Below are 18,339 nucleotides of genomic sequence, written 5' to 3' on the forward strand. Positions count from 1 at the left end.
CCCCGGTCAAGACCGACGGGGATCAGGCCCGCGCGGTGGCCTCCGGCTTGAGCCAGAGCCAGACCAGCGAGCCGAGCGCCAGAGCGATGAAGGGCGCCATCGCGAGGTTGACCATGTTCCAGCCTTCGACCGCCGACCCGCCGGCGCAGTTGAGCATGCCGCCCGAGGCGATGCTGGCCATCGTCACCGCGCCAAAGACGATCATGTCGTTCATCCCCTGCACGACGCCCCGCTCGTGTGGCGCATGCGCCCCGGCGAGCATGGTCGTGGCGCCGATGAAGCCAAAGTTCCAGCCGACGCCGAGAAGGATCAGCGCCCCGAAGAAATTCCCCAAGGTGACCCCCGACAGCGCCACGACCCCGGCCATGGCGAGGACGGCCAGACCGGTGGCGATGATGACCTTGCTGCCGAACCGGGCAATCAGGTGCCCGGTGAAGAACGACGGCAGATACATCGCCACGACATGCGCCGAGACGATGTCGTTGGCGTTGGACCCGGTGAACCCGCAGCCGAGCACGGCCAGCGGCGTCGAGGTCATCACGAGGTTCATCAGCGCATAGCTGATCATGCCGCAGATGATCGCCACCCGGATCGTCGGATCGCGCAGCAATGCGCCCCGGCTGCGCGGTGCGGGCGCGAATTCGGGGGCCGGTTCGCTATTGGTCCCGCCCGGCAGGTCGAGCAGCAGGAACAGCCAGACCCCGACGAGATTGAGAACGATGATCGCCAGATAGGTGCCCAGAAACGGCACGACGAAGGCGTCCATCACGACTTTGTTCAACTGCGGCCCGAAGATCGCGGACAAGAGCCCGCCCGCCATCACGTACGAGATCGCCTTGGGCCGGTAGCTGTCGGATGCGGTATCGGTGGCGGCAAAGCGGAAGAACCCCTGCGCCGACATGTAGATCCCCGTCATGTAGGACCCCAGAAGCAGCAGCCAGAACAGGCCCAGATAGAGCCCCAGCGCCGAGATCGCGGCCCCGACGCCGCCGGCCAGCGACCCCAGCACAAAGCCGTATCTCCGCCCCCGTCGTTGCATCAGCGGCGAGAGCCAAGGCGCCGTCGTCATCGACCCGAACACGATCATCGAGATCGGCAGGGTGGCGAGACAGGCGTTCCAGCCGATCATCCCGCCCGCCAGCCCTCCGACGACGAATTGCATGGGCACCTGCGCGCCGAGGATCGCTTGGGCGCCGACGAGGACGAGCACGTTCCGCTTGGCGCGGCTGTCGTCGGGGATAAGGGCTGAGTCTGTCATGCGGATTGCGTAGTCCTTTGAATAGGCCTGCGCAATCGCTCAGTCAGGCCTTGTCGATGAGATGGGCGAATGAGCCGCAGGTCCGGCCCTGTCGCAGCCCCATCGGCGGCAGGGCCGTGCCTTCGGCGTCATGGGCGCTGAACAGTGGTGGGCCGTCGGCCGAGAGCGTCGTGGCATAGTGAAATTCGTGCCCGTTCCAAGCGCCGCTGAACGGCCCTGCGCTGGCGTGCAGTGTTCGGTAGCCCAGATGCAGTTTGCGCTGGGCAAAGCTGGTGCGAAGCCGCAGCAGCCCGGCCATACGATGGGTCTCGCCGGCGGCGTCGGTGAGGCTGTCCCCCAGCAGCATATATCCGCCGCATTCGCCATATATGTCAGTGTCTTGCGCGGCATTTCTTAGGCTTTGCATGAAGCGGCTGGACTGCGCCAGTGCGTCTGCATGTAGCTCCGGGTAGCCGCCGGGCAGATAGATCAGATCGGCCTCCGGCACCGCATCGTCGGCCAGTGGCGAGAACAGGCGCAGCGTCGCACCGGCGTCTTGCCAGTCGCGCAGCAGGTGCGGATAGGCGAACCGGAACGCCCGGTCTTGGGCGATGGCGATGACCTGTCCGGGGGGGCGCTGTGTCTGCCGGGCCGGGGCCGGGATCGGCGCGGCGGTGTGCGCCAGCGCCAGCAGGCCCGGAATGTCGAGATGTGCGGCCATGGTCTGGCTGGCGGCGCGAAGGAACGCCTCGAGGTCGCTCTGCTCTTCGGCCTGCACCAGCCCGAGGTGCCGGGAGGGCAGTTCGATGGCGCTGCTGCGTGGCACGGCGCCGAGGATCGGCAGGCCGAGCGGGCCGAGCGCCCGGCGCAGCATCGCCTCGTGCCGCGCCGACCCGATCCGGTTGAGGATCACGCCGCCGATGTGCACCTGCGTGTCGTGGTTGGCAAAGCCCGCGACCACGGCGGCGACGGAGCCTGCCATCCGGGCGCAATCGACCACAAGCACCACAGGCAGGCCAAGGATACGCGCCAGATCGGCGCTCGCGCCGCGTCCGTCGGGCGGTGCGCCGTCGAAGAGCCCCATCGCTCCTTCGACGATCAGTGGCACCTCCGGCGGCGTCTGCGCGAGTTGGCGCAACCGTTCCGGCGTCATCGCCCAGGCGTCGAGATTGGGGCAGGGCGCACCGGAGGCCGCCTCGTGGAAGCGCGGGTCGATATAGTCGGGCCCGGATTTGGCGGAGAGCGCGGGGACGTTTTGGTCGCGCAGCGCCCGCAACAGCCCGAGGGTGATCGTGGTCTTGCCGCTGCCGGAGGCGGGGGCGGCGAGGATCAGCCCCGCCATGCTGTGCCCGTGGCGGCGGAGGAGCCTCCGGCGGCCGTATTTTGAGCCAGAAGAAGCGGGCGTTGGCGCATGGTCTCAGGCGCTGGCGGCGGTGCCGTCGTCGCGCCCGAGCGGATCGAGATTGCGCGGCGGCGCGCCAGCGGCCTGGGATTGCCAGTCGAGCACTTGCCGCATGAGCACCGCGCGGCCGACGCAGATGATGGCGGGCGGTTCGAGTTTGGCGTTGGTGATGTCGGCCTCGATGCTGCCGAGCGTGGTTTCAAGCACCTGTTGCTCGGCGGTGGTGGCGGTGGTGACGACGGCGACCGGTTCGCTCATCGGCCGACCTGCTGCGATGAGAGCGGCGCTGATTTGCCCGATGTGCTTCATCCCCATGTAGATCACGATGACCTGGCTGCCCTTGGCGATGGCGGCCCAGTCGAGCGAGGAGGGGGTGTTGCCTGATTGGTCGTGCCCGGTGACGAAGGTGACCGATTGGTTCACGTCGCGGTGGGTGACCGGGATCCCCGCATAGGCCAGCCCGCCGATCCCCGCGGAGATGCCGGGGATGATCCGCACCGGGATCTCGTGCTGGATCAACGTCTGCGCCTCTTCGCCGCCGCGTCCGAAGACGAAGGGATCGCCGCCCTTGAGCCGCAGCACCCGTTTGCCTGCCCGCGCCAGTTCGATCAGCCGCAGCGAGATGTCGCGCTGTTGCGGCGAGGGTTTGCCGCCCCGCTTGCCTGCGTAGATATGCTCGGCCTGTGGCGCCCAGTCGAGGATCGCTTCTTGCACCAGCGCGTCATAGACCACCACGTCGGCTTGCCCCAAGGCATTCAGCGCGTGCAGCGTCAGCAATCCCGGATCGCCGGGACCGGCGCCGCAGAGCCAGACCCAGCCGGGTTCGATGGTGGGCCAGTTGTGAGGGGGCAGCTTGGGTGTCATGCGCTCTTTATGCATCGCGCCGATGCCGGGTGAAAGAGGGCAAACGACGATCAGTTGTCCATTGGCGGCATTCGCTTGCCTGCCTATAGTCCGCCCGATGGATGACGCTGTTCCCAAGACGCTCCGCCGTGGCTGGACCACGGGCGCCTGTGCGACCGCTGCGGTGAAGGCGGCGCTCCTGCATTTGTGGGGCGGGTCGTTTCCCGAGCAGGTGCAGATCCGCTTGCCCAAGGGTGAGGAGCCGGTGTTTGCGGTGGCCCACTCCGCCAGTGGTGACGGCTGGTCGGAGGTGGGCATCGTCAAGGATGCGGGCGACGATCCCGATGTGACCCATCAGGCGATGATCGTGGCCCGTGTTGCGCCCTCGGACGGCGGCGTGCAGTTTCGTGCGGGCGAGGGCGTGGGCACTGTGACCAAGCCCGGTTTGCCCATTCCGGTGGGCGAGCCTGCGATCAACCCTGTCCCTCGCGCCATGATGGATGAGGTGGTGGCCGAGATCGCCGCCGAGATGGCCCGCGCCCCGGATGTGCAGATCACGATCAGCGTCCCCGGTGGCGCCGAGATCGCCCGCAAGACATGGAACCCGCGGTTGGGCATTCTGGGCGGGCTGTCGATTCTGGGGACGACCGGGATCGTCCGTCCGTTTTCTTGCGCGGCCTGGATCGCCTCGATTCATCGCGGCATCGACGTGGCCCACGCCGGTGGGCTGGACCATGTGGCGGGCTGCACCGGCAATGCCAGCGAGGCGGCGGTGCAGGCGCTCTACGGTCTGCCGGATCATGCGATGCTGGATATGGGAGACTTTGCCGGGGGCCTGATCAAGTATCTGCGCCGCCATCCGGTGCCGCGCCTGACCATTGGCGGTGGCATCGCCAAGCTGACAAAGTTGGGTCAGGGGGCCGTCGATCTGCATTCTGGCCGGTCGCAGGTGGATTTTGCCGCCTTGGCCGCGCTGATCGGGGAAGACCGGATCGCAGACGTGAATACCGTGTTGGAGGCTTATCAGATCGCCGGTCCGCCCTTGGCCGAGGCGGTGGCGGAGGCGGCGCTGATCCAAGTCCGCAAAATGCTGGGCGATGTGCCGGTTTCGGCGGATGTGGTGATCACCGACCGCGCCGGGCAAGTGATCGCAAGGGCGGGTCCGTGACCCTATTGTTGCTTTCCGGGACTGGCGAGGCTGTGGCCGTGGCTCGGGCACTGGCGGAGGAGCACCGTCCTGTGCTGGCTTCCTTAGCCGGGGCGACCCGCAGCCCGAAGCCGCTGCCCGTACCGACGCGGGTGGGTGGTTTTGACGGGGAGGCCGGGTTTTGGCGCTGTGTGCAGGACAATGACATTACGGCGGTATTGGATGCGACCCATCCGTTTGCTGAACGCATCACCCGCCGCACGGCGCGGCTCTGTGCGGAGCGGGGCATGCCGTATCTGCGGCTGGACCGTCCGGCTTGGCAGCCGCAGCCGGAGGATCGTTGGGTGATGATCCAGAGCGAGGATCAGGCGGCGGCGCATGTTGGGGCCGGGCAGGTTGTATTTCTGGCCACCGGGCGGCAAACGCTGGAGCGGTTTGCGGGGCTGGCCGTTGCGCAGGTGATCGCGCGGGTGGTCGATCCGCCGCAGTCGCCTTTCCCCTTTGCGGGTGGCAGGTTCGAGGTGGGCCGACCGCCGTTTGATGTCGCCTCGGAGGTAGCGCTGTTTCAGCGGCTGAAGGTCGATTGGCTGGTAGTCAAGAATGCCGGCGGATCTGGCGGCTGGGCCAAGCTGGAGGCCGCGAGAGCGCTGGGCCTGCCGGTTCTGATGCTGGAGCGGCCCGCACGGCCAGAGGCCCCCGTGGTCGAGACGGTTGCGGCCGCGCTCGGCTGGGTGCGCGCGCTGTGACGGGCCGCATCATCAAGGGCGATGCCTGCGTTGTCGAGGGCGCTGCGTGGCTGGCCGACCGCGAGCCGCGCTTTGCCCAAGCGCTGGCCCTGACCGGGCCTCTGCCGCTGCGCCTGAAGCCTGACGGTTTTGCCGAGCTTGTCTCGGCCATAGTCAGCCAGCAGGTGAGCACCGCCTCTGCGGCGGCGATCTGGGCGCGGGTGGACGCGGCGGGCATGACCGCGCCGGAGTCTATTCTCGCGGCCAGCGATGCCTACCTGCAAGGCTGCGGCCTGTCACGCCCCAAGTTGCGCTATCTGCGGGCCTTGGCCGAGGCGGGGATCGATTATGCCGCTTTGCGCTCGGCGCCCACCGAGGAGGTGATCGATACCCTGACGGCGGTGACCGGCATTGGCCATTGGACCGCCGAGATTTACGCGATGTTCAGCCTTGGGCGTGCAGATGTCTTTGCGCATGGCGATCTGGCGCTGCAGGAATCGGCGCGGGTGTTGTTCGGCCTGACCGAGCGGCCCACGGAAAGGCAGATGCGCGGAATGGCCGAGGCGTGGTCGCCGTGGCGGTCGGTGGCGGCACGGATACTCTGGGCCTATTACCGGGTCAACAAGGCGCACGAGGGGATCAGGTGACGCAGTTGGATCACAAGGCTGTTTTGGCCCAAGTCTCGCCTGCGGACCGGGCCCGGCTTACGGCGCGGTCGGACGTGGCGGGCCTCGCGCATCTGGCGGGGCATGTCGGGGTGATCGTCGTCACCAGTGCCTTGATCTGGTCCGGCGTGCCGGGCTGGTGGCTGCTGCTGCCGGTGCAGGGGGTGCTATTGGTGTTCCTGTTCACGCTGGAGCACGAGTGCACCCACAAGACCCCCTTCGCCAGCGCGCGCTTGAACGAGGCGGTGGGCCATCTTTGCGGGGTGGTGCTCGTGCTGCCCTTCACGTGGTTTCGCTATTTCCATCTGGCTCATCACAAATGGACGAACCTGCCGGGGCAAGACCCGGAGTTGGACGGCCCGCCGATCCGGACGTGGGCGCAGTGGCTGCGCCATGTCTCGGGCATTCCCTATTGGGTTTCCGAGATACGGTTGCTCGGCCGGTTGGCGCTGGGTCAGGAGCGCCCGGCCTATCTGCCCGAAGCCGCCCGCCAAAAGGCCGAGCGCGAGGCGCGGGCGTTGATCACGCTCTATGCCTTTGCGGTGCTGTCGCTGTTTTGGTCGAGCGCGGTGCTTTGGCTGTGGATCGTGCCGGTGCTTCTGGGTCAGCCGGTTCTGCGTCTGTATCTGTTGGCCGAGCATGGCGATTGCCCGAAGGTGGCCAACATGCTGGTCAATTCGCGGACGACCTTCACCGGCCCGGTGGTTCGGTTTCTGGCGTGGAACATGCCCTATCACGCGGAGCATCACGCTTGGCCGACCGTGCCGTTCCACCAGCTTCCGGCGCTGCACGGCCGCATGCAGGCCCATCTCGGTGTGACGGCCAAGGGTTATGCGGCGTTCAATCGCGCCTACCTTGACCGTCGCGGCCTGTTGCGGGGCGGAGCAGGGGCGGCTACACCACCCTCGACACCACGGACCTAAGCGAGGGCAGGCCATGACACGAGCACTTCAGGCGCAGCGCAAAGAGCCACTGAGCGGCGAGTTGCGGTCTGCCGTGATATTCCTGCACGGCTATGGCGCCAATGCGGCCGACCTGATGGGTCTGGCCGATCCGCTGGCCGAGCATATGCCCGACACCCTGTTCATCGCCCCCGATGCGCCGGAGATGTGCGCCGGCTCTCCGATGGGCTTTCAATGGTTTCCGATCCCGTGGCTCGACGGTTCCAGCGAACAGGAAAGCCAGGAGGGCATGGATCGCGCCTCCGAAGACCTGAACGCCTTTCTCGACGGGGTGATGGTCGACGAAGACCTGCTGCCGGAACAGGTCATGGTCCTGAGCTTTTCGCAAGGCACGATGATGGCGCTGCATGTGCTGCCGCGCCGCGAAGACCCGGTCGCCGGGTTGGTCGCCTTTTCGGGCCGCCTGCTTCAGCCGGAGCTTTTGGCCGACGAGGTGGTCTGCCGCCCGCCGGTCCTGCTGATCCACGGCGATCAGGACGACATGGTGCCCGTGCAATCGCTGCCCGAGGCCGCCGAGACCCTGCAAGGTGCCGGTTGGAAAGAGGTCTATGCCCACATCATGAAAGGCACGGGCCACGGCATCGCACCGGACGGATTGTCCGTGGCGCTGGCCTTCATGCGCGACAGGCTGGGGATGGGCTGACCGCCCGTCTGGCGGAGATCCTGCCCAAGCCATTCTCGGATCGCCCATTTTTTGCGCTTTGCCCCTCTGAGCGGCCCGCGAACGCATTGTCATTCGACTGTCATCCGGGGCGGCTATGCCTTGGATGCGGGCACCCACATAGCGGGGCTTGCTCTAGGGCGGACACGATATATAGTCCGTCTTGAGCAAGGTCGGGACCATCGCTCCCGACGTTGTCTGCGAAGTGGGCGCGGTGGAGGGAGATGCGGCAGATGGACATGGACTTCAGAACGAATTTTGTGCGCGACCCTGCGACGCTCAAGCAGCATCCTGCACTCGTTCTGAATGCCGATTACCGCCCCTTGTCCTATTATCCGCTGTCGCTGTGGCCGTGGCAGGATGCGGTCAAGGCCGCATGGCTGGACCGGGTCGATATCGTGGCCGAATACGACGAGGTCGTCCACAGCCCGTCGACCGTGATCCGGATCCCGTCGGTGGTCGTGCTCAAGGACTATGTGAAGCCGCAAAAGCGCGTGGCCTTTACCCGGTTCAACCTGTTCCTGCGCGACGAGTTCTGCTGCCAGTATTGCGGGGCCAAGGGCGATCTGACCTTTGATCACGTGGTGCCACGGGCGCGGGGCGGGATCACTTCGTGGGAGAACGTGGTCGCGGCCTGTTCGCGCTGCAATCTGCACAAGGGGTCCAAGAGCCTGCGCCAATCCGGCCTGAGCCTGCGCAAGGCGCCGCGCCAGCCGGCCTCGGAAGAGCTGCGCAACGTGGGCCGCAAGTTCCCGCCCGGCCATCTCCACGACAGTTGGGTCGATTTCCTCTATTGGGACGCAGAGCTCGAAGCATAGGGGGCTGAAGGCGCTGGGCGTTCATGGGGTCGGCAACCGGCGCCCGACCGACAGGCGTCTTGCCGTGCGACGCAACCGCCGTGTCGGGGCAGCAAAAGGCCGTGATGCCGCGCGTGACGAAAAGGCTGTTCGAGAAAGCGAAACGACCACCCAGATCCGCTGCGACGGGCCACGCCCGACATTGAACCACCGCCACCGGCCGGTGGCCCCCGGCGGCGATCATGCCGAGCTAGAGATTGCACCAGCCCGCCGCGCCGCGCTAGACTTCGACGGTAACCCGGGCTAAGAGCAGGCCAACGGTCGATAGCGCTAACATCAGACGAGGGCAGTCATGGTATCCAGAGTCATTCCGGTCGATCCGTTCGATCTTGTTATCTTTGGCGGCACCGGCGATCTGGCCCGGCGCAAGATCCTGCCCGGCCTGTTTCGGCGGTTCCTCGCAGGGCAGATGCCGCCCAGTTCGCGCATCATCGGTGCGGCGCGCTCCGACATGGACGCCGAAGGCTACCGGGGGATGATCCGCGAGGCGATTGCGGAATTCGGGGGCGACGAACGCGATCAGTCCGATCAGATCGAGGCGTTTCTGACCCGTCTCGAATATGTCGCGATCGATGCCATGGGCGATGGCGGCTGGGCCGATCTTGCCGAATTGATGCAGCGCGACGTGGTGCGGGCCTTTTACTTCTCGGTCGCGCCCTCGCTGTTCGGCGCTCTGGCGGAGCGGCTCCATGTGCACAAGATCGCAGGCCCGCAGGCCCGGATCGTTGTGGAAAAGCCATTCGGCCGCGATCTAGATACCGCGCGCGAATTGAACCAGACCCTCGCGGAGCATTTCGACGAGAGCCAGATCTATCGGATCGACCACTATCTGGGCAAGGAAACCGTCCAGAACCTGATGGCGGTCCGCTTTGGCAACATGCTGTTCGAGCCGCTGTGGAACAACCACTACGTCGATCATATCCAGATCACCGTGGCCGAAACCGTGGGCGTCGGCGGCCGCGGCTCCTACTACGACAAATCCGGCGCGATGCGCGATATGGTGCAGAACCACCTGATGCAGCTTTTGTGCCTGATCGCGATGGAACCGCCGAGCCGCTTCGAGGCCGACGCGCTGCGTGATGAAAAGCTCAAGGTGATCCGGGCGCTGGAGCCTGTCGCGCCGCATCATATCGTGCGCGGTCAATACGAGGCGCGGGGCGACGAGCCGAGCTACCGCGAGGATGCCGAGAACCCGAAGTCCTTTACCGAGAGCTTCATCGCGATGAAGTGCCATATCGCCAACTGGCGCTGGGCCGGCGTTCCGTTCTATCTGCGCACCGGCAAGAAGCTGCGCGCCCGCAGTTCCGAAATCGCGGTGGTCTACAAGGATCTGGGCCATTCGATCTTTGAGGGCGACGAAGCCCGTCACCGCAACATCCTTTCGATCCGGTTGCAGCCCAACGAGGGCATCGACATGCAGGTCACGATCAAGGAGCCGGGGCCGGGGGGCATGCGCCTTGTCGATGTGCCGCTCGACCTGACCTTCGCAGAGGCGCTGGGCGAGTCGGGCCACGAAATTTCGGATGCCTATGAACGCCTGATCATGGACGTGATCCGTGGCAACCAGACGCTGTTCATGCGTGGCGACGAGGTCGAGGCCGCATGGCGCTGGACCGATCCGTTGATCGAAGGCTGGGAAGCGCGCAATGATGTGCCAAAGCTCTACGAACCCGGCTCCAGCGGCCCCGAGGATGCGCTGATGTTGATGCATCGCGACGGTCGGCGCTGGCGCGAGATCAAGGGCTGATCGCCCGAACCGCACGTCGAAGTTCGATCCGTTGACACAAAGGAGCATTTCAAATGGATATCGTCGAGTATCCTGACATTGAGATGATGATGATGGATCTGGCCAACAAGTTGGCCGGAGAGCTGCGTTCGGCGCTGGATCACAACGATTTCGCCAGCATCGCCGTGCCCGGCGGCACCACTCCGGGGCCGATGTTCGATTCGCTCTGTGCCGCCGATCTGGACTGGTCGCGGGTCAATGTGATGCTGACCGACGAACGCTGGGTGCCGGAGACCTCCGAGCGGTCGAACACCCGCCTGTTGCGCGAGCGTCTGCTGACCGACCGCGCCTCCGCGGCCCGGTATGTCCCGCTCTATACCGGGACCGATACGCCCGAAGAATCGCTCGATGCGCTTGAGGCGACGCTGAAGCCGGTCTTGCCGCTGACTGTCCTCTTGCTCGGCATGGGCACAGATATGCATACGGCGTCGATCTTTCCGGGGGCCGACCGTCTCGACGATGCCTTGCACGGCCATGCCCGCGTGGTGCCGATGCGAGCGCCGGGCGCGCCGGAACCCCGGGTGACCCTCTCGGGCATGGTGCTGCGCGATGCGATCAATGCGCATATCCTCATCACCGGCGCGGAAAAGCGCGAGGCGATCGAACGTGCGCGCCACCTCTCGGCCGAGGAAGCGCCGGTCTCCATCATGCTACGCCACGCCACCATTCACTGGGCAGAAAGCTAGGATCATGTTTCAAACCCTGAAAGACCACCTCGCCATCGTCGCCGACCGCCGCATCGAAGACATCTGCGACGCCGAGCGTGCCGCCGATTTCTCGGTTCAGACCGGCGATCTGGTGTTGGACTATGCCAAGACCAACATCGATCCCCATGCCCGCGACATGCTGATCGACCTGCTCACCTCGACGGGCGTCGCAGAAAAACGCGAGGCGATGTTTACCGGCAAGCCGATCAACGAGACCGAGGGCCGGGCGGTGCTGCACACGGCGCTGCGCAACCTCGACGGGGCGCCGGTCATGGTGGATGGGCAGGACGTGATGCCCGAGGTTCTCGCCACGCTCGACCGGATGTCCGACTTTGCCGAGGCGGTCCGCGACGGCAGCTTCAAGGGGCAGGGCGGCAAGATCACCGATGTGGTCAACATCGGGATCGGTGGCTCTGACCTTGGCCCGGCGATGGCCGTGCGCGCCCTCAGCCCGTATCACGACGGCCCGCGCTGCCATTTCGTCTCGAACGTCGATCCGGCCGATATTGCCGAAGTGCTGCGCAGCTGCGATCCGGCGACGACGCTCGTGATCGTCGCCTCCAAGACCTTTACCACCATCGAGACGATGACCAACGCCCGCACGGCCAAGGCATGGATGGGGGAAAGCGTCAGCGATCCCGCGGCGCAGTTCTGTGCATTGTCCACCTCCGCCGAAAAGACCTCGGCCTTCGGGATTCCCGGCGACCGGGTGTTCGGCTTCGAGGATTGGGTGGGCGGCCGCTATTCCATGTGGGGTCCGATCGGCCTGAGCCTGATGATCGCCATCGGCCCGGATGCGTTTCGTGCGTTTCTGCGTGGCGGGCAGGCGATGGATACCCATTTCCGCGCCGCCGACTGGCACGAGAACATGCCCGCCTTGCTCGCTCTCGTGGGCATCTGGCACAATCAGGTCTGCGGCTATGCCACCCGCGCGGTTCTGCCCTACGACAACCGTCTGGGCCGGTTGCCCGCTTATCTTCAGCAGCTCGAGATGGAGAGCAACGGCAAGCGCGTCAGCATCGACGGGGCCGATCTGCCCTACGATTCCGGCCCTGTGGTCTGGGGCGAGCCCGGCACCAATGGTCAGCATGCGTTCTACCAGCTGATCCACCAAGGCACGCGGGTGATTCCGTGTGAATTCATGGTCGCTGCCCGTGGCCACGAAGAGGAATTGCACCACCAGCACCAGCTGCTGATAGCCAATTGCCTTGCGCAGTCCGAGGCGCTGATGCGCGGTCGCAGCCTCGACGAAGCCCGCGAGATCATGGCCGCCAAGGGCCTGACCGGCGACGAGCTGGATCGTCAGGCCCGCCACCGGGTGTTTCCGGGCAACCGCCCCTCGGTGACGCTGGTCTATCCGACGCTGGATCCGTTCACGCTGGGCCAGATCATTGCGCTCTATGAACATCGGGTGTTCGTCGAGGGCGCGATTTTGGGGCTGAATTCCTATGACCAATGGGGCGTGGAACTGGGCAAAGAGCTTGCCACCGCGTTGCAGCCGGTGGTCGAGGGGAACGCCGGGACCGAGGGCAAGGACGGCTCGACCGCCGCGCTCGTCGAGTATCTGCGCCGCAACGGGGCCTAGGGCGTCAGCGGTGTGCCGCCGGCGCTGACCAGCAGGTCGCGCACGATTTCCGCGATCATCTCGTCGGGCAGGCGCACCTGCGCCACGCCGCCGTCGAATTGCGGCACCCGGATATAGTTGTCGGCGGTTACGAGATATCCGTCGGTGGTGGCGCTGGTCTGGAAACCGATCACATAGGTAGGCAGCGCCTCGACCGTGCCGTCATGGGCCAGAATCAGCGCGGCGGCAGAATCGGGGCTGGGCAGCGTTTCGCAAGTGACGGTCCCCTGTGTGGGGCGGCGCGCGGTCTGGCCCGGCGCGTTGCAGGCCGCGAAGGCGGCTCGGAGCAGATCTGTCGGATAGCTCGCGAAATAGGCCGTTTGCGCGCCCGGCGCACCGGGAGAGACCTGCGGCGCCGGGCTGCACCCCGCAAGAATGAGCGCCAAAACAATGGCATATGCCGAATTTCCGGGCAGGGCGGGGCGGTTTGCTACGGTCACGCCTGTCTCCACTTGGTTGATGTAATCCTGACACAGCGCCTCGGGCGAGAGAAGCGCCATCGCGTCGCGGAGGGACACCAGATCGTGAGCGAAAGAGAATCGGTCGACCGGTTCACCCATATTCTGAGCACCGCTGGATAAGCCTGCGCGGGTGTTGAGATTCTTGCCCCGACGTCAGCGGAGCGGATTCATTTACCTTCTGGGGACAAGTCGGGGGATGAATCGGAGAATAATCAACCCGTGGTATATTCCGGGCTGGGTCAATCGAAAAAATACAGCATATAGTATTAAAATTCCGTTGACCCACGCGGGCGATGTGGTCCAGTTTGTGCTCGCTGACCGAAGAGACACAACATCTAGGCCGGGCAGCGCGGGGACGGAATCAAACAAACCAAGGGCGCTTTGAAGTGTGCCACGTGCTTTGGCGCACTGGTTTTCTTTGCCTGTCTTTCACCGCGTTGACCCCTCCACGTGCAGACGGCGGCAGGCAAGGTGCGATGCGCAGAGCGTCGTGAAGTTAAACAATCAGACGTCGCAGAGACGGCGATCAGAGGGGCAAGTCATGAAGATTGAACGCGCATTTACCGCCAAGGGCAAAGACGCTTACGCCGGAATCGAATTCCGCTCGGGCTCCTCCGAGATCCGCAACCCTGACGGCACAGTCGTGTTCAAGCTCGAGAACCTCGAAGTCCCGGTGAAATGGAGCCAGGTCGCCTCGGACGTGATCGCTCAGAAATACTTCCGCAAGGCCGGCGTGCCCTCCAAGATCAAGCGCGTGAAGGAAAAGGGCGTGCCCGAGTTCCTGTGGCGCGGTGTGCCGGACGAAGGCGCCGAATTCGGCGGAGAGACCTCCGCCAAGCAGGTGTTCGACCGTCTGGCCGGCGCATGGACCTATTGGGGCTGGAAGGGTGGCTACTTCACCACCGAAGCCGACGCCCGCGCCTATTTCGACGAAATGCGTCACATGCTGGCGGCCCAGATGGCCGCTCCGAACAGCCCGCAGTGGTTCAACACCGGTCTGCATTGGGCTTACGGCATCGACGGTCCGGCGCAGGGCCACTACTATGTCGACTACAAGACCGGCAAGCTGACCAAGTCGACCTCCTCCTACGAGCATCCGCAGCCGCACGCCTGCTTTATCCAGGGCGTGCAGGACGATCTGGTGAACGAAGGCGGGATCATGGACCTCTGGGTCCGCGAGGCGCGCCTGTTCAAGTATGGCTCCGGCACCGGCACCAACTTCTCCCATCTGCGCGGCGAGGGCGAAAAGCTGTCGGGCGGCGGCAAGTCCTCGGGCCTGATGGGTTTTCTCAAGATCGGTGACCGGGCCGCCGGGGCGATCAAGTCGGGCGGCACGACCCGCCGCGCCGCCAAGATGGTGATCGTCGATGCCGACCACCCCGATATCGAGGATTTCATCAACTGGAAGGTCATCGAAGAGCAGAAGGTGGCGTCGATCGTCGCGGGCTCCAAGATGCACGAGCAGAAGCTGAACGGCATCTTTGCCGCCATCCGTTCCTGGGACGGCGCCGAAGCCGACGCCTTTGATCCCAAGGTCAACGACGGCCTGAAGACGGCGATCCGCGAGGCCAAGAAGGTCGCGATCCCGGACACCTACGTCAAGCGCGTGCTGGACTATGCCAAGCAGGGCCACACCTCGATCGAATTCCCGACATACGACACCGACTGGGATAGCGAGGCCTATGCGTCGGTCTCGGGCCAGAACTCCAATAACTCGATCCGCGTGACCGACGCCTTCCTCAAGGCCGTCGAGGAAGACGGCGACTGGGAGCTGATCAACCGCAAGGACGGCGGCGTCGCCAAGACGATCAAGGCCCGCGATCTGTGGGAGAAGGTCGGCCATGCCGCATGGGCCTGTGCCGATCCGGGCATCCAGTATCACGACACGGTCAACGCCTGGCACACTTGCCCCGAAGACGGCCCGATCCGCGGATCCAACCCGTGCTCGGAATACATGTTCCTCGACGATACAGCCTGCAACCTTGCGTCGATGAACCTGCTGACCTTCTTCAAGAACGGCGAATTCCAGTCCGACGCCTATATGCACGCCACCCGTCTGTGGACCCTGACGCTGGAGATCAGCGTGACCATGGCGCAGTTCCCGTCCAAGGAAATCGCACAATTGTCCTATGATTTCCGCACCTTGGGTCTGGGCTATGCCAATATCGGCGGCCTGTTGATGAACATGGGTCTGGGCTATGACAGCGACGAAGGCCGGGCCATGGCCGGTGCGCTGACCGCTGTGATGACCGGCGTGTCCTACGCCACCTCGGCAGAGATCGCCGGTGAGTTGGGCGCGTTCGCAGGCTATGAGCGCAACGCCAAGCACATGCTCCGCGTCATCCGCAACCACCGCAACGCGGCCCACGGCAACACCAGCGGCTACGAAGGCCTCGACGTGAAGCCTGTCGCGCTGGACCATGCCCGCTGCCCCGATCAGCGCCTGATCGAGCTGTCGATGTCGAGCTGGGACGAGGCGCTGCGCCTTGGCGAAAAGCACGGCTACCGCAACGCTCAGGTGTCGGTCATCGCCCCCACGGGCACCATCGGTCTGGTCATGGATTGCGATACGACCGGCATCGAGCCCGACTTTGCACTGGTGAAGTTCAAGAAGCTCGCCGGTGGTGGCTACTTCAAGATCATCAACCGCTCTGTTCCTGCCGGTCTGGAAAAGCTGGGCTACGGCTCGGCTCAGATCGAAGAGATCGTGAGCCACGCTGTCGGTCACGGCACCTTGGGTCAGGCTCCGGGGATCAACCACGCCTCGCTGATCGGTCACGGCTTTGGCCCGAACGAGATCGCCAAGGTCGAGGCCGCGCTGCCGAGCGCCTTCGACATCCGCTTTGTGTTCAACCAGTGGACGCTGGGCGAGGATTTCTGCACCAAGACGCTGGGCATTCCGGCTGAAAAGCTGAACGATCCGTCCTTTGACCTGCTCCGCTCGCTGGGCTTTTCCAAGGCCGAGGTCGAGGCCGCCAACGATCATGTCTGCGGCACCATGACCTTGGAGGGTGCGCCGCACCTGAAGGAAGAGCACTACTCGGTCTTTGACTGCGCCAACCCCTGCGGCAAGAAGGGCAAGCGTTTCCTCAGCGTCGACAGCCACATCCACATGATGGCCGCGGCCCAGTCGTTCATCTCGGGCGCGATCTCCAAGACGATCAACATGCCCAACGACGCGACGATCGAGGATTGCCAGAAGGCCTACGAGCTGTCGTGGTCGCTGGGCGTCAAGGCCAACGCGCTGTATCGCGATGGATCCAAGCTGTCGCAGCCTCTGGCCTCTGCGCTGATCGAAGACGACGACGACGCCGCCGAGACACTGGCAACGGGGACACCGCAAGCCAAGGCCGAAGTGCTGGCCGAGAAGATCATCGAGAAGGTCATCATCCAGGAGGTGCGCAACCGCGAACGCGAGAAGATGCCGCAGCGCCGCAAGGGCTATACCCAGAAGGCGATGGTCGGCGGCCACAAGGTCTATCTGCGCACCGGCGAATATGCCGATGGTCAGTTGGGCGAGATCTTCATCGACATGCACAAGGAAGGTGCCGGTTTCCGCGCCATGATGAACAACTTTGCCATCGCGGTGTCGGTCGGTCTGCAATACGGGGTGCCGCTCGAGGAGTTCGTCGACGCCTTCACCTTCACCAAGTTCGAGCCGGCCGGCATGGTTCAGGGCAACGACAGCATCAAGCAAGCGACCTCGATCCTCGACTACATCTTCCGCGAATTGGCCGTGTCCTATCTGGATCGCACCGATCTGGCGCATGTGAAGCCCGAGGGTCATTCCTTCGACGACATCGGTCGCGGCGAAGAAGAGGGCAAGTCCAACATCCGCGCTCCGAGCGAGACGGCGGCCAACAAGTCCTTGGAAGTGCTCAAGCAAATCAGCTCCACCGGCTATTTGCGCAAGCGGGTGCCACAGGATCTGGTGGTGTTGCAGGGCGGCATGGGCTCTGTCGCCTTCGACGGATCGAGCGATCCGCAGACCGCGCTGGCAACCCTTGTCCCGGCGGTGAGCGCCGCGGCGGGCCAGACGATCACGTCGGTGTCGACACAGACCACGACCGCCACGAGCAGCACCAGCCTGACGGCACGCGACAAGGCCAAGATGCAGGGCTACGAGGGTGATCCTTGCGGCGAATGCGGCAACTACACGCTGGTGCGCAACGGCACCTGCATGAAGTGCAACACATGCGGCGGCACCTCCGGGTGTAGCTGACAAGATTAGGGGCGGGCGGGCCGCAGTTTCTGCGAAACCGCTCTCCCCGCGCCGCAGATTTCCCTTGGGAAATCCGCGGGTTTTCCGAGGCGGGTGCGCTCGCCTCTGACGTGGATCAGGCCGCAGGCAAAAAACACCGGGCGGTACAAATAACTGAGCTTGATTCGCGAACCTCGGGGCCCCTTCGGGGGCCCCTTTTTCCTTGAGGGTGCCGATGCCGTACAGAAGCCTGAACCCCGACAAGATCATCGCGACGGCCACCAAACTGGAAGCCCGCGTGGCGACCCGATTTCCAGAGTCCGGCCTGCGACTGGTGGCTGTCGAACTGGTCGTGCTCAGCGGCGATATCGCCCGTGCGGCTCACAAGCTCGAAGGCCCGATCTGGAGTTTGCGCCTGCTGTTGCTGGGCGTCGTGATCTGCGGGGCGCTGACCTTTGCCTATGTCGGCACGTTCCTGTCCTTTGACCGCCTAACCGGAATCGCACTTCGCTCGGTCGAGAGTATCGAGGCGGTCATCAATACGGCCATCCTTGCGGGGCTGGGCCTGACCGCCCTGATCAAGACCGAGGCCCGGATCAAGCGCGACCGGGTGATCGGCCACCTGCATTCGCTCCGCTCGATCGTCCATGTGATCGACATGCACCAACTGACCAAGGACCCGGTCGTCCTTTTGGCCGGCTACCAGCGCACGGCCGCCTCGCCGGAGCGTCTGCTGACCCCGGCGGAACTGACCCGCTACCTGGACTATTGCTCCGAGATGATTTCGATCACCGGCAAGCTGGCGGCCCTGTTTTCCCAATCCGTCACCGACGAAGGGGTGATCGAGGCGGTCAACGACATCGAGATGCTGGGCAGCACCCTGTCGCGCAAGGTCTGGCAAAAGATCATGCTTTTGGAGAGCCGGCTCCCGGATATGTGAATCGGCCCGAGGCTGCGCGAGGTCGATCCCCTGCGTGGCGACGCTCATCCGGCCCACCGCCGCATCGCGCGTTGTCCTGTGGTTGCCAATCGAAGTCGTATACAACGGTATACTGTCGACG

Annotated in this window: 15 protein-coding genes; 11 read left to right on the forward strand and 4 right to left on the reverse strand. The window is 64.8% G+C overall.

Annotated elements, in window-relative coordinates; translation table 11 throughout:
- Positions 1–22 precede the first annotated feature (22 nt).
- The 3 genes from LOM8899_RS10555 to cobA all read right to left on the reverse strand — a co-directional run bounded on the left by LOM8899_RS10555 (position 23) and on the right by cobA (position 3,503).
- Positions 23–1,258 (reverse strand): MFS transporter, encoded by a 1,236-nt coding sequence (locus LOM8899_RS10555; protein WP_093992165.1) that lies wholly within the window; start codon positions 1,256–1,258, stop codon positions 23–25.
- Between the two features lie 43 nt (positions 1,259–1,301).
- The gene (locus tag LOM8899_RS10560; protein WP_093992166.1) at positions 1,302–2,579 is read right to left on the reverse strand and encodes a cobyrinic acid a,c-diamide synthase CobB; all 1,278 of its coding nucleotides are present in this window, start codon (positions 2,577–2,579) and stop codon (positions 1,302–1,304) included.
- Positions 2,580–2,654: 75 nt separating this feature from the next.
- Positions 2,655–3,503: a uroporphyrinogen-III C-methyltransferase gene (cobA, locus tag LOM8899_RS10565; protein WP_093992167.1), complete on the reverse strand. Its 849-nt coding sequence runs from the start codon at positions 3,501–3,503 to the stop codon at positions 2,655–2,657.
- A 97-nt stretch (positions 3,504–3,600) separates the two neighbouring features.
- Here cobA and LOM8899_RS10570 point away from each other — a divergent pair, with 97 nt between their 5' ends.
- From LOM8899_RS10570 to pgi, 9 genes are all read left to right on the forward strand, one after another.
- Positions 3,601–4,650: a cobalt-precorrin-5B (C(1))-methyltransferase gene (locus LOM8899_RS10570; protein ID WP_093992168.1), complete on the forward strand. Its 1,050-nt coding sequence runs from the start codon at positions 3,601–3,603 to the stop codon at positions 4,648–4,650.
- Positions 4,647–5,375: a cobalt-precorrin-6A reductase gene (locus tag LOM8899_RS10575; protein ID WP_093992169.1), complete on the forward strand. Its 729-nt coding sequence runs from the start codon at positions 4,647–4,649 to the stop codon at positions 5,373–5,375. Before LOM8899_RS10570 ends, LOM8899_RS10575 begins: the two co-directional genes overlap by 4 nt.
- Complete coding sequence (locus tag LOM8899_RS10580; RefSeq protein ID WP_093992170.1) at positions 5,372–6,001, forward strand: DNA-3-methyladenine glycosylase family protein; 630 nt, start codon at positions 5,372–5,374, stop codon at positions 5,999–6,001. Before LOM8899_RS10575 ends, LOM8899_RS10580 begins: the two co-directional genes overlap by 4 nt.
- Complete coding sequence (locus LOM8899_RS10585) at positions 5,998–6,942, forward strand: fatty acid desaturase (protein ID WP_211096186.1); 945 nt, start codon at positions 5,998–6,000, stop codon at positions 6,940–6,942. The genes LOM8899_RS10580 and LOM8899_RS10585 overlap by 4 nt, the downstream gene beginning before the upstream one ends.
- 13 nt (positions 6,943–6,955) lie before the next feature.
- A complete protein-coding gene (locus LOM8899_RS10590) occupies positions 6,956–7,624 on the forward strand; it encodes an alpha/beta hydrolase (protein WP_093992171.1) in 669 nt (222 codons plus the stop codon).
- Positions 7,625–7,875: 251 nt separating this feature from the next.
- Complete coding sequence (locus LOM8899_RS10595) at positions 7,876–8,460, forward strand: HNH endonuclease (RefSeq protein WP_093992290.1); 585 nt, start codon at positions 7,876–7,878, stop codon at positions 8,458–8,460.
- Between the two features lie 331 nt (positions 8,461–8,791).
- Complete coding sequence (gene zwf, locus LOM8899_RS10600) at positions 8,792–10,246, forward strand: glucose-6-phosphate dehydrogenase (RefSeq protein WP_093992172.1); 1,455 nt, start codon at positions 8,792–8,794, stop codon at positions 10,244–10,246.
- Positions 10,247–10,299: 53 nt separating this feature from the next.
- Positions 10,300–10,971, forward strand: a complete 672-nt coding sequence (gene pgl / locus LOM8899_RS10605) for a 6-phosphogluconolactonase (protein WP_093992173.1) — start codon at positions 10,300–10,302, stop codon at positions 10,969–10,971.
- 4 nt (positions 10,972–10,975) lie between these two features.
- On the forward strand, positions 10,976–12,577 hold the full coding sequence (gene pgi / locus LOM8899_RS10610) for a glucose-6-phosphate isomerase (RefSeq protein ID WP_093992174.1): 1,602 nt from the start codon (positions 10,976–10,978) through the stop codon (positions 12,575–12,577).
- Here the strand turns inward: pgi and LOM8899_RS10615 are convergent.
- Entirely contained in the window at positions 12,574–13,176 is a 603-nt protein-coding gene (locus LOM8899_RS10615; RefSeq protein ID WP_093992175.1) for a hypothetical protein, read from the reverse strand. The genes pgi and LOM8899_RS10615 overlap by 4 nt on opposite strands.
- Positions 13,177–13,618: 442 nt before the next feature.
- Between LOM8899_RS10615 and LOM8899_RS10620 the strand changes: the two genes are divergently transcribed.
- Both LOM8899_RS10620 and LOM8899_RS10625 read left to right on the forward strand, forming a co-directional pair.
- Complete coding sequence (locus LOM8899_RS10620) at positions 13,619–17,299, forward strand: vitamin B12-dependent ribonucleotide reductase (protein ID WP_093992176.1); 3,681 nt, start codon at positions 13,619–13,621, stop codon at positions 17,297–17,299.
- A gap of 214 nt (positions 17,300–17,513) precedes the next feature.
- A complete protein-coding gene (locus tag LOM8899_RS10625; protein WP_093992177.1) occupies positions 17,514–18,218 on the forward strand; it encodes a hypothetical protein in 705 nt (234 codons plus the stop codon).
- Positions 18,219–18,339 lie beyond the last annotated feature (121 nt).

This window comes from Flavimaricola marinus, from assembly GCF_900184895.1.
GTDB lineage: Bacteria > Pseudomonadota > Alphaproteobacteria > Rhodobacterales > Rhodobacteraceae > Flavimaricola > Flavimaricola marinus.

Bases quoted from the DNA above. Each gene is read 5' to 3' on its own strand.
- cobA (WP_093992167.1), bottom strand. From the start codon at position 3,503: ATGACACCCAAGCTGCCCCCTCACAACTGGCCCACCATCGAACCCGGC.
- pgi (WP_093992174.1), top strand. From the start codon at position 10,976: ATGTTTCAAACCCTGAAAGACCACCTCGCCATCGTCGCCGACCGCCGC.
- LOM8899_RS10590 (WP_093992171.1), top strand. From the start codon at position 6,956: ATGACACGAGCACTTCAGGCGCAGCGCAAAGAGCCACTGAGCGGCGAG.
- zwf (WP_093992172.1), top strand. From the start codon at position 8,792: ATGGTATCCAGAGTCATTCCGGTCGATCCGTTCGATCTTGTTATCTTT.
- LOM8899_RS10555 (WP_093992165.1), bottom strand. From the start codon at position 1,258: ATGACAGACTCAGCCCTTATCCCCGACGACAGCCGCGCCAAGCGGAAC.
- LOM8899_RS10625 (WP_093992177.1), top strand. From the start codon at position 17,514: ATGCCGTACAGAAGCCTGAACCCCGACAAGATCATCGCGACGGCCACC.
- pgl (WP_093992173.1), top strand. From the start codon at position 10,300: ATGGATATCGTCGAGTATCCTGACATTGAGATGATGATGATGGATCTG.
- LOM8899_RS10570 (WP_093992168.1), top strand. From the start codon at position 3,601: ATGGATGACGCTGTTCCCAAGACGCTCCGCCGTGGCTGGACCACGGGC.
- LOM8899_RS10595 (WP_093992290.1), top strand. From the start codon at position 7,876: ATGGACATGGACTTCAGAACGAATTTTGTGCGCGACCCTGCGACGCTC.
- LOM8899_RS10620 (WP_093992176.1), top strand. From the start codon at position 13,619: ATGAAGATTGAACGCGCATTTACCGCCAAGGGCAAAGACGCTTACGCC.
- LOM8899_RS10560 (WP_093992166.1), bottom strand. From the start codon at position 2,579: ATGGCGGGGCTGATCCTCGCCGCCCCCGCCTCCGGCAGCGGCAAGACC.
- LOM8899_RS10615 (WP_093992175.1), bottom strand. From the start codon at position 13,176: ATGGGTGAACCGGTCGACCGATTCTCTTTCGCTCACGATCTGGTGTCC.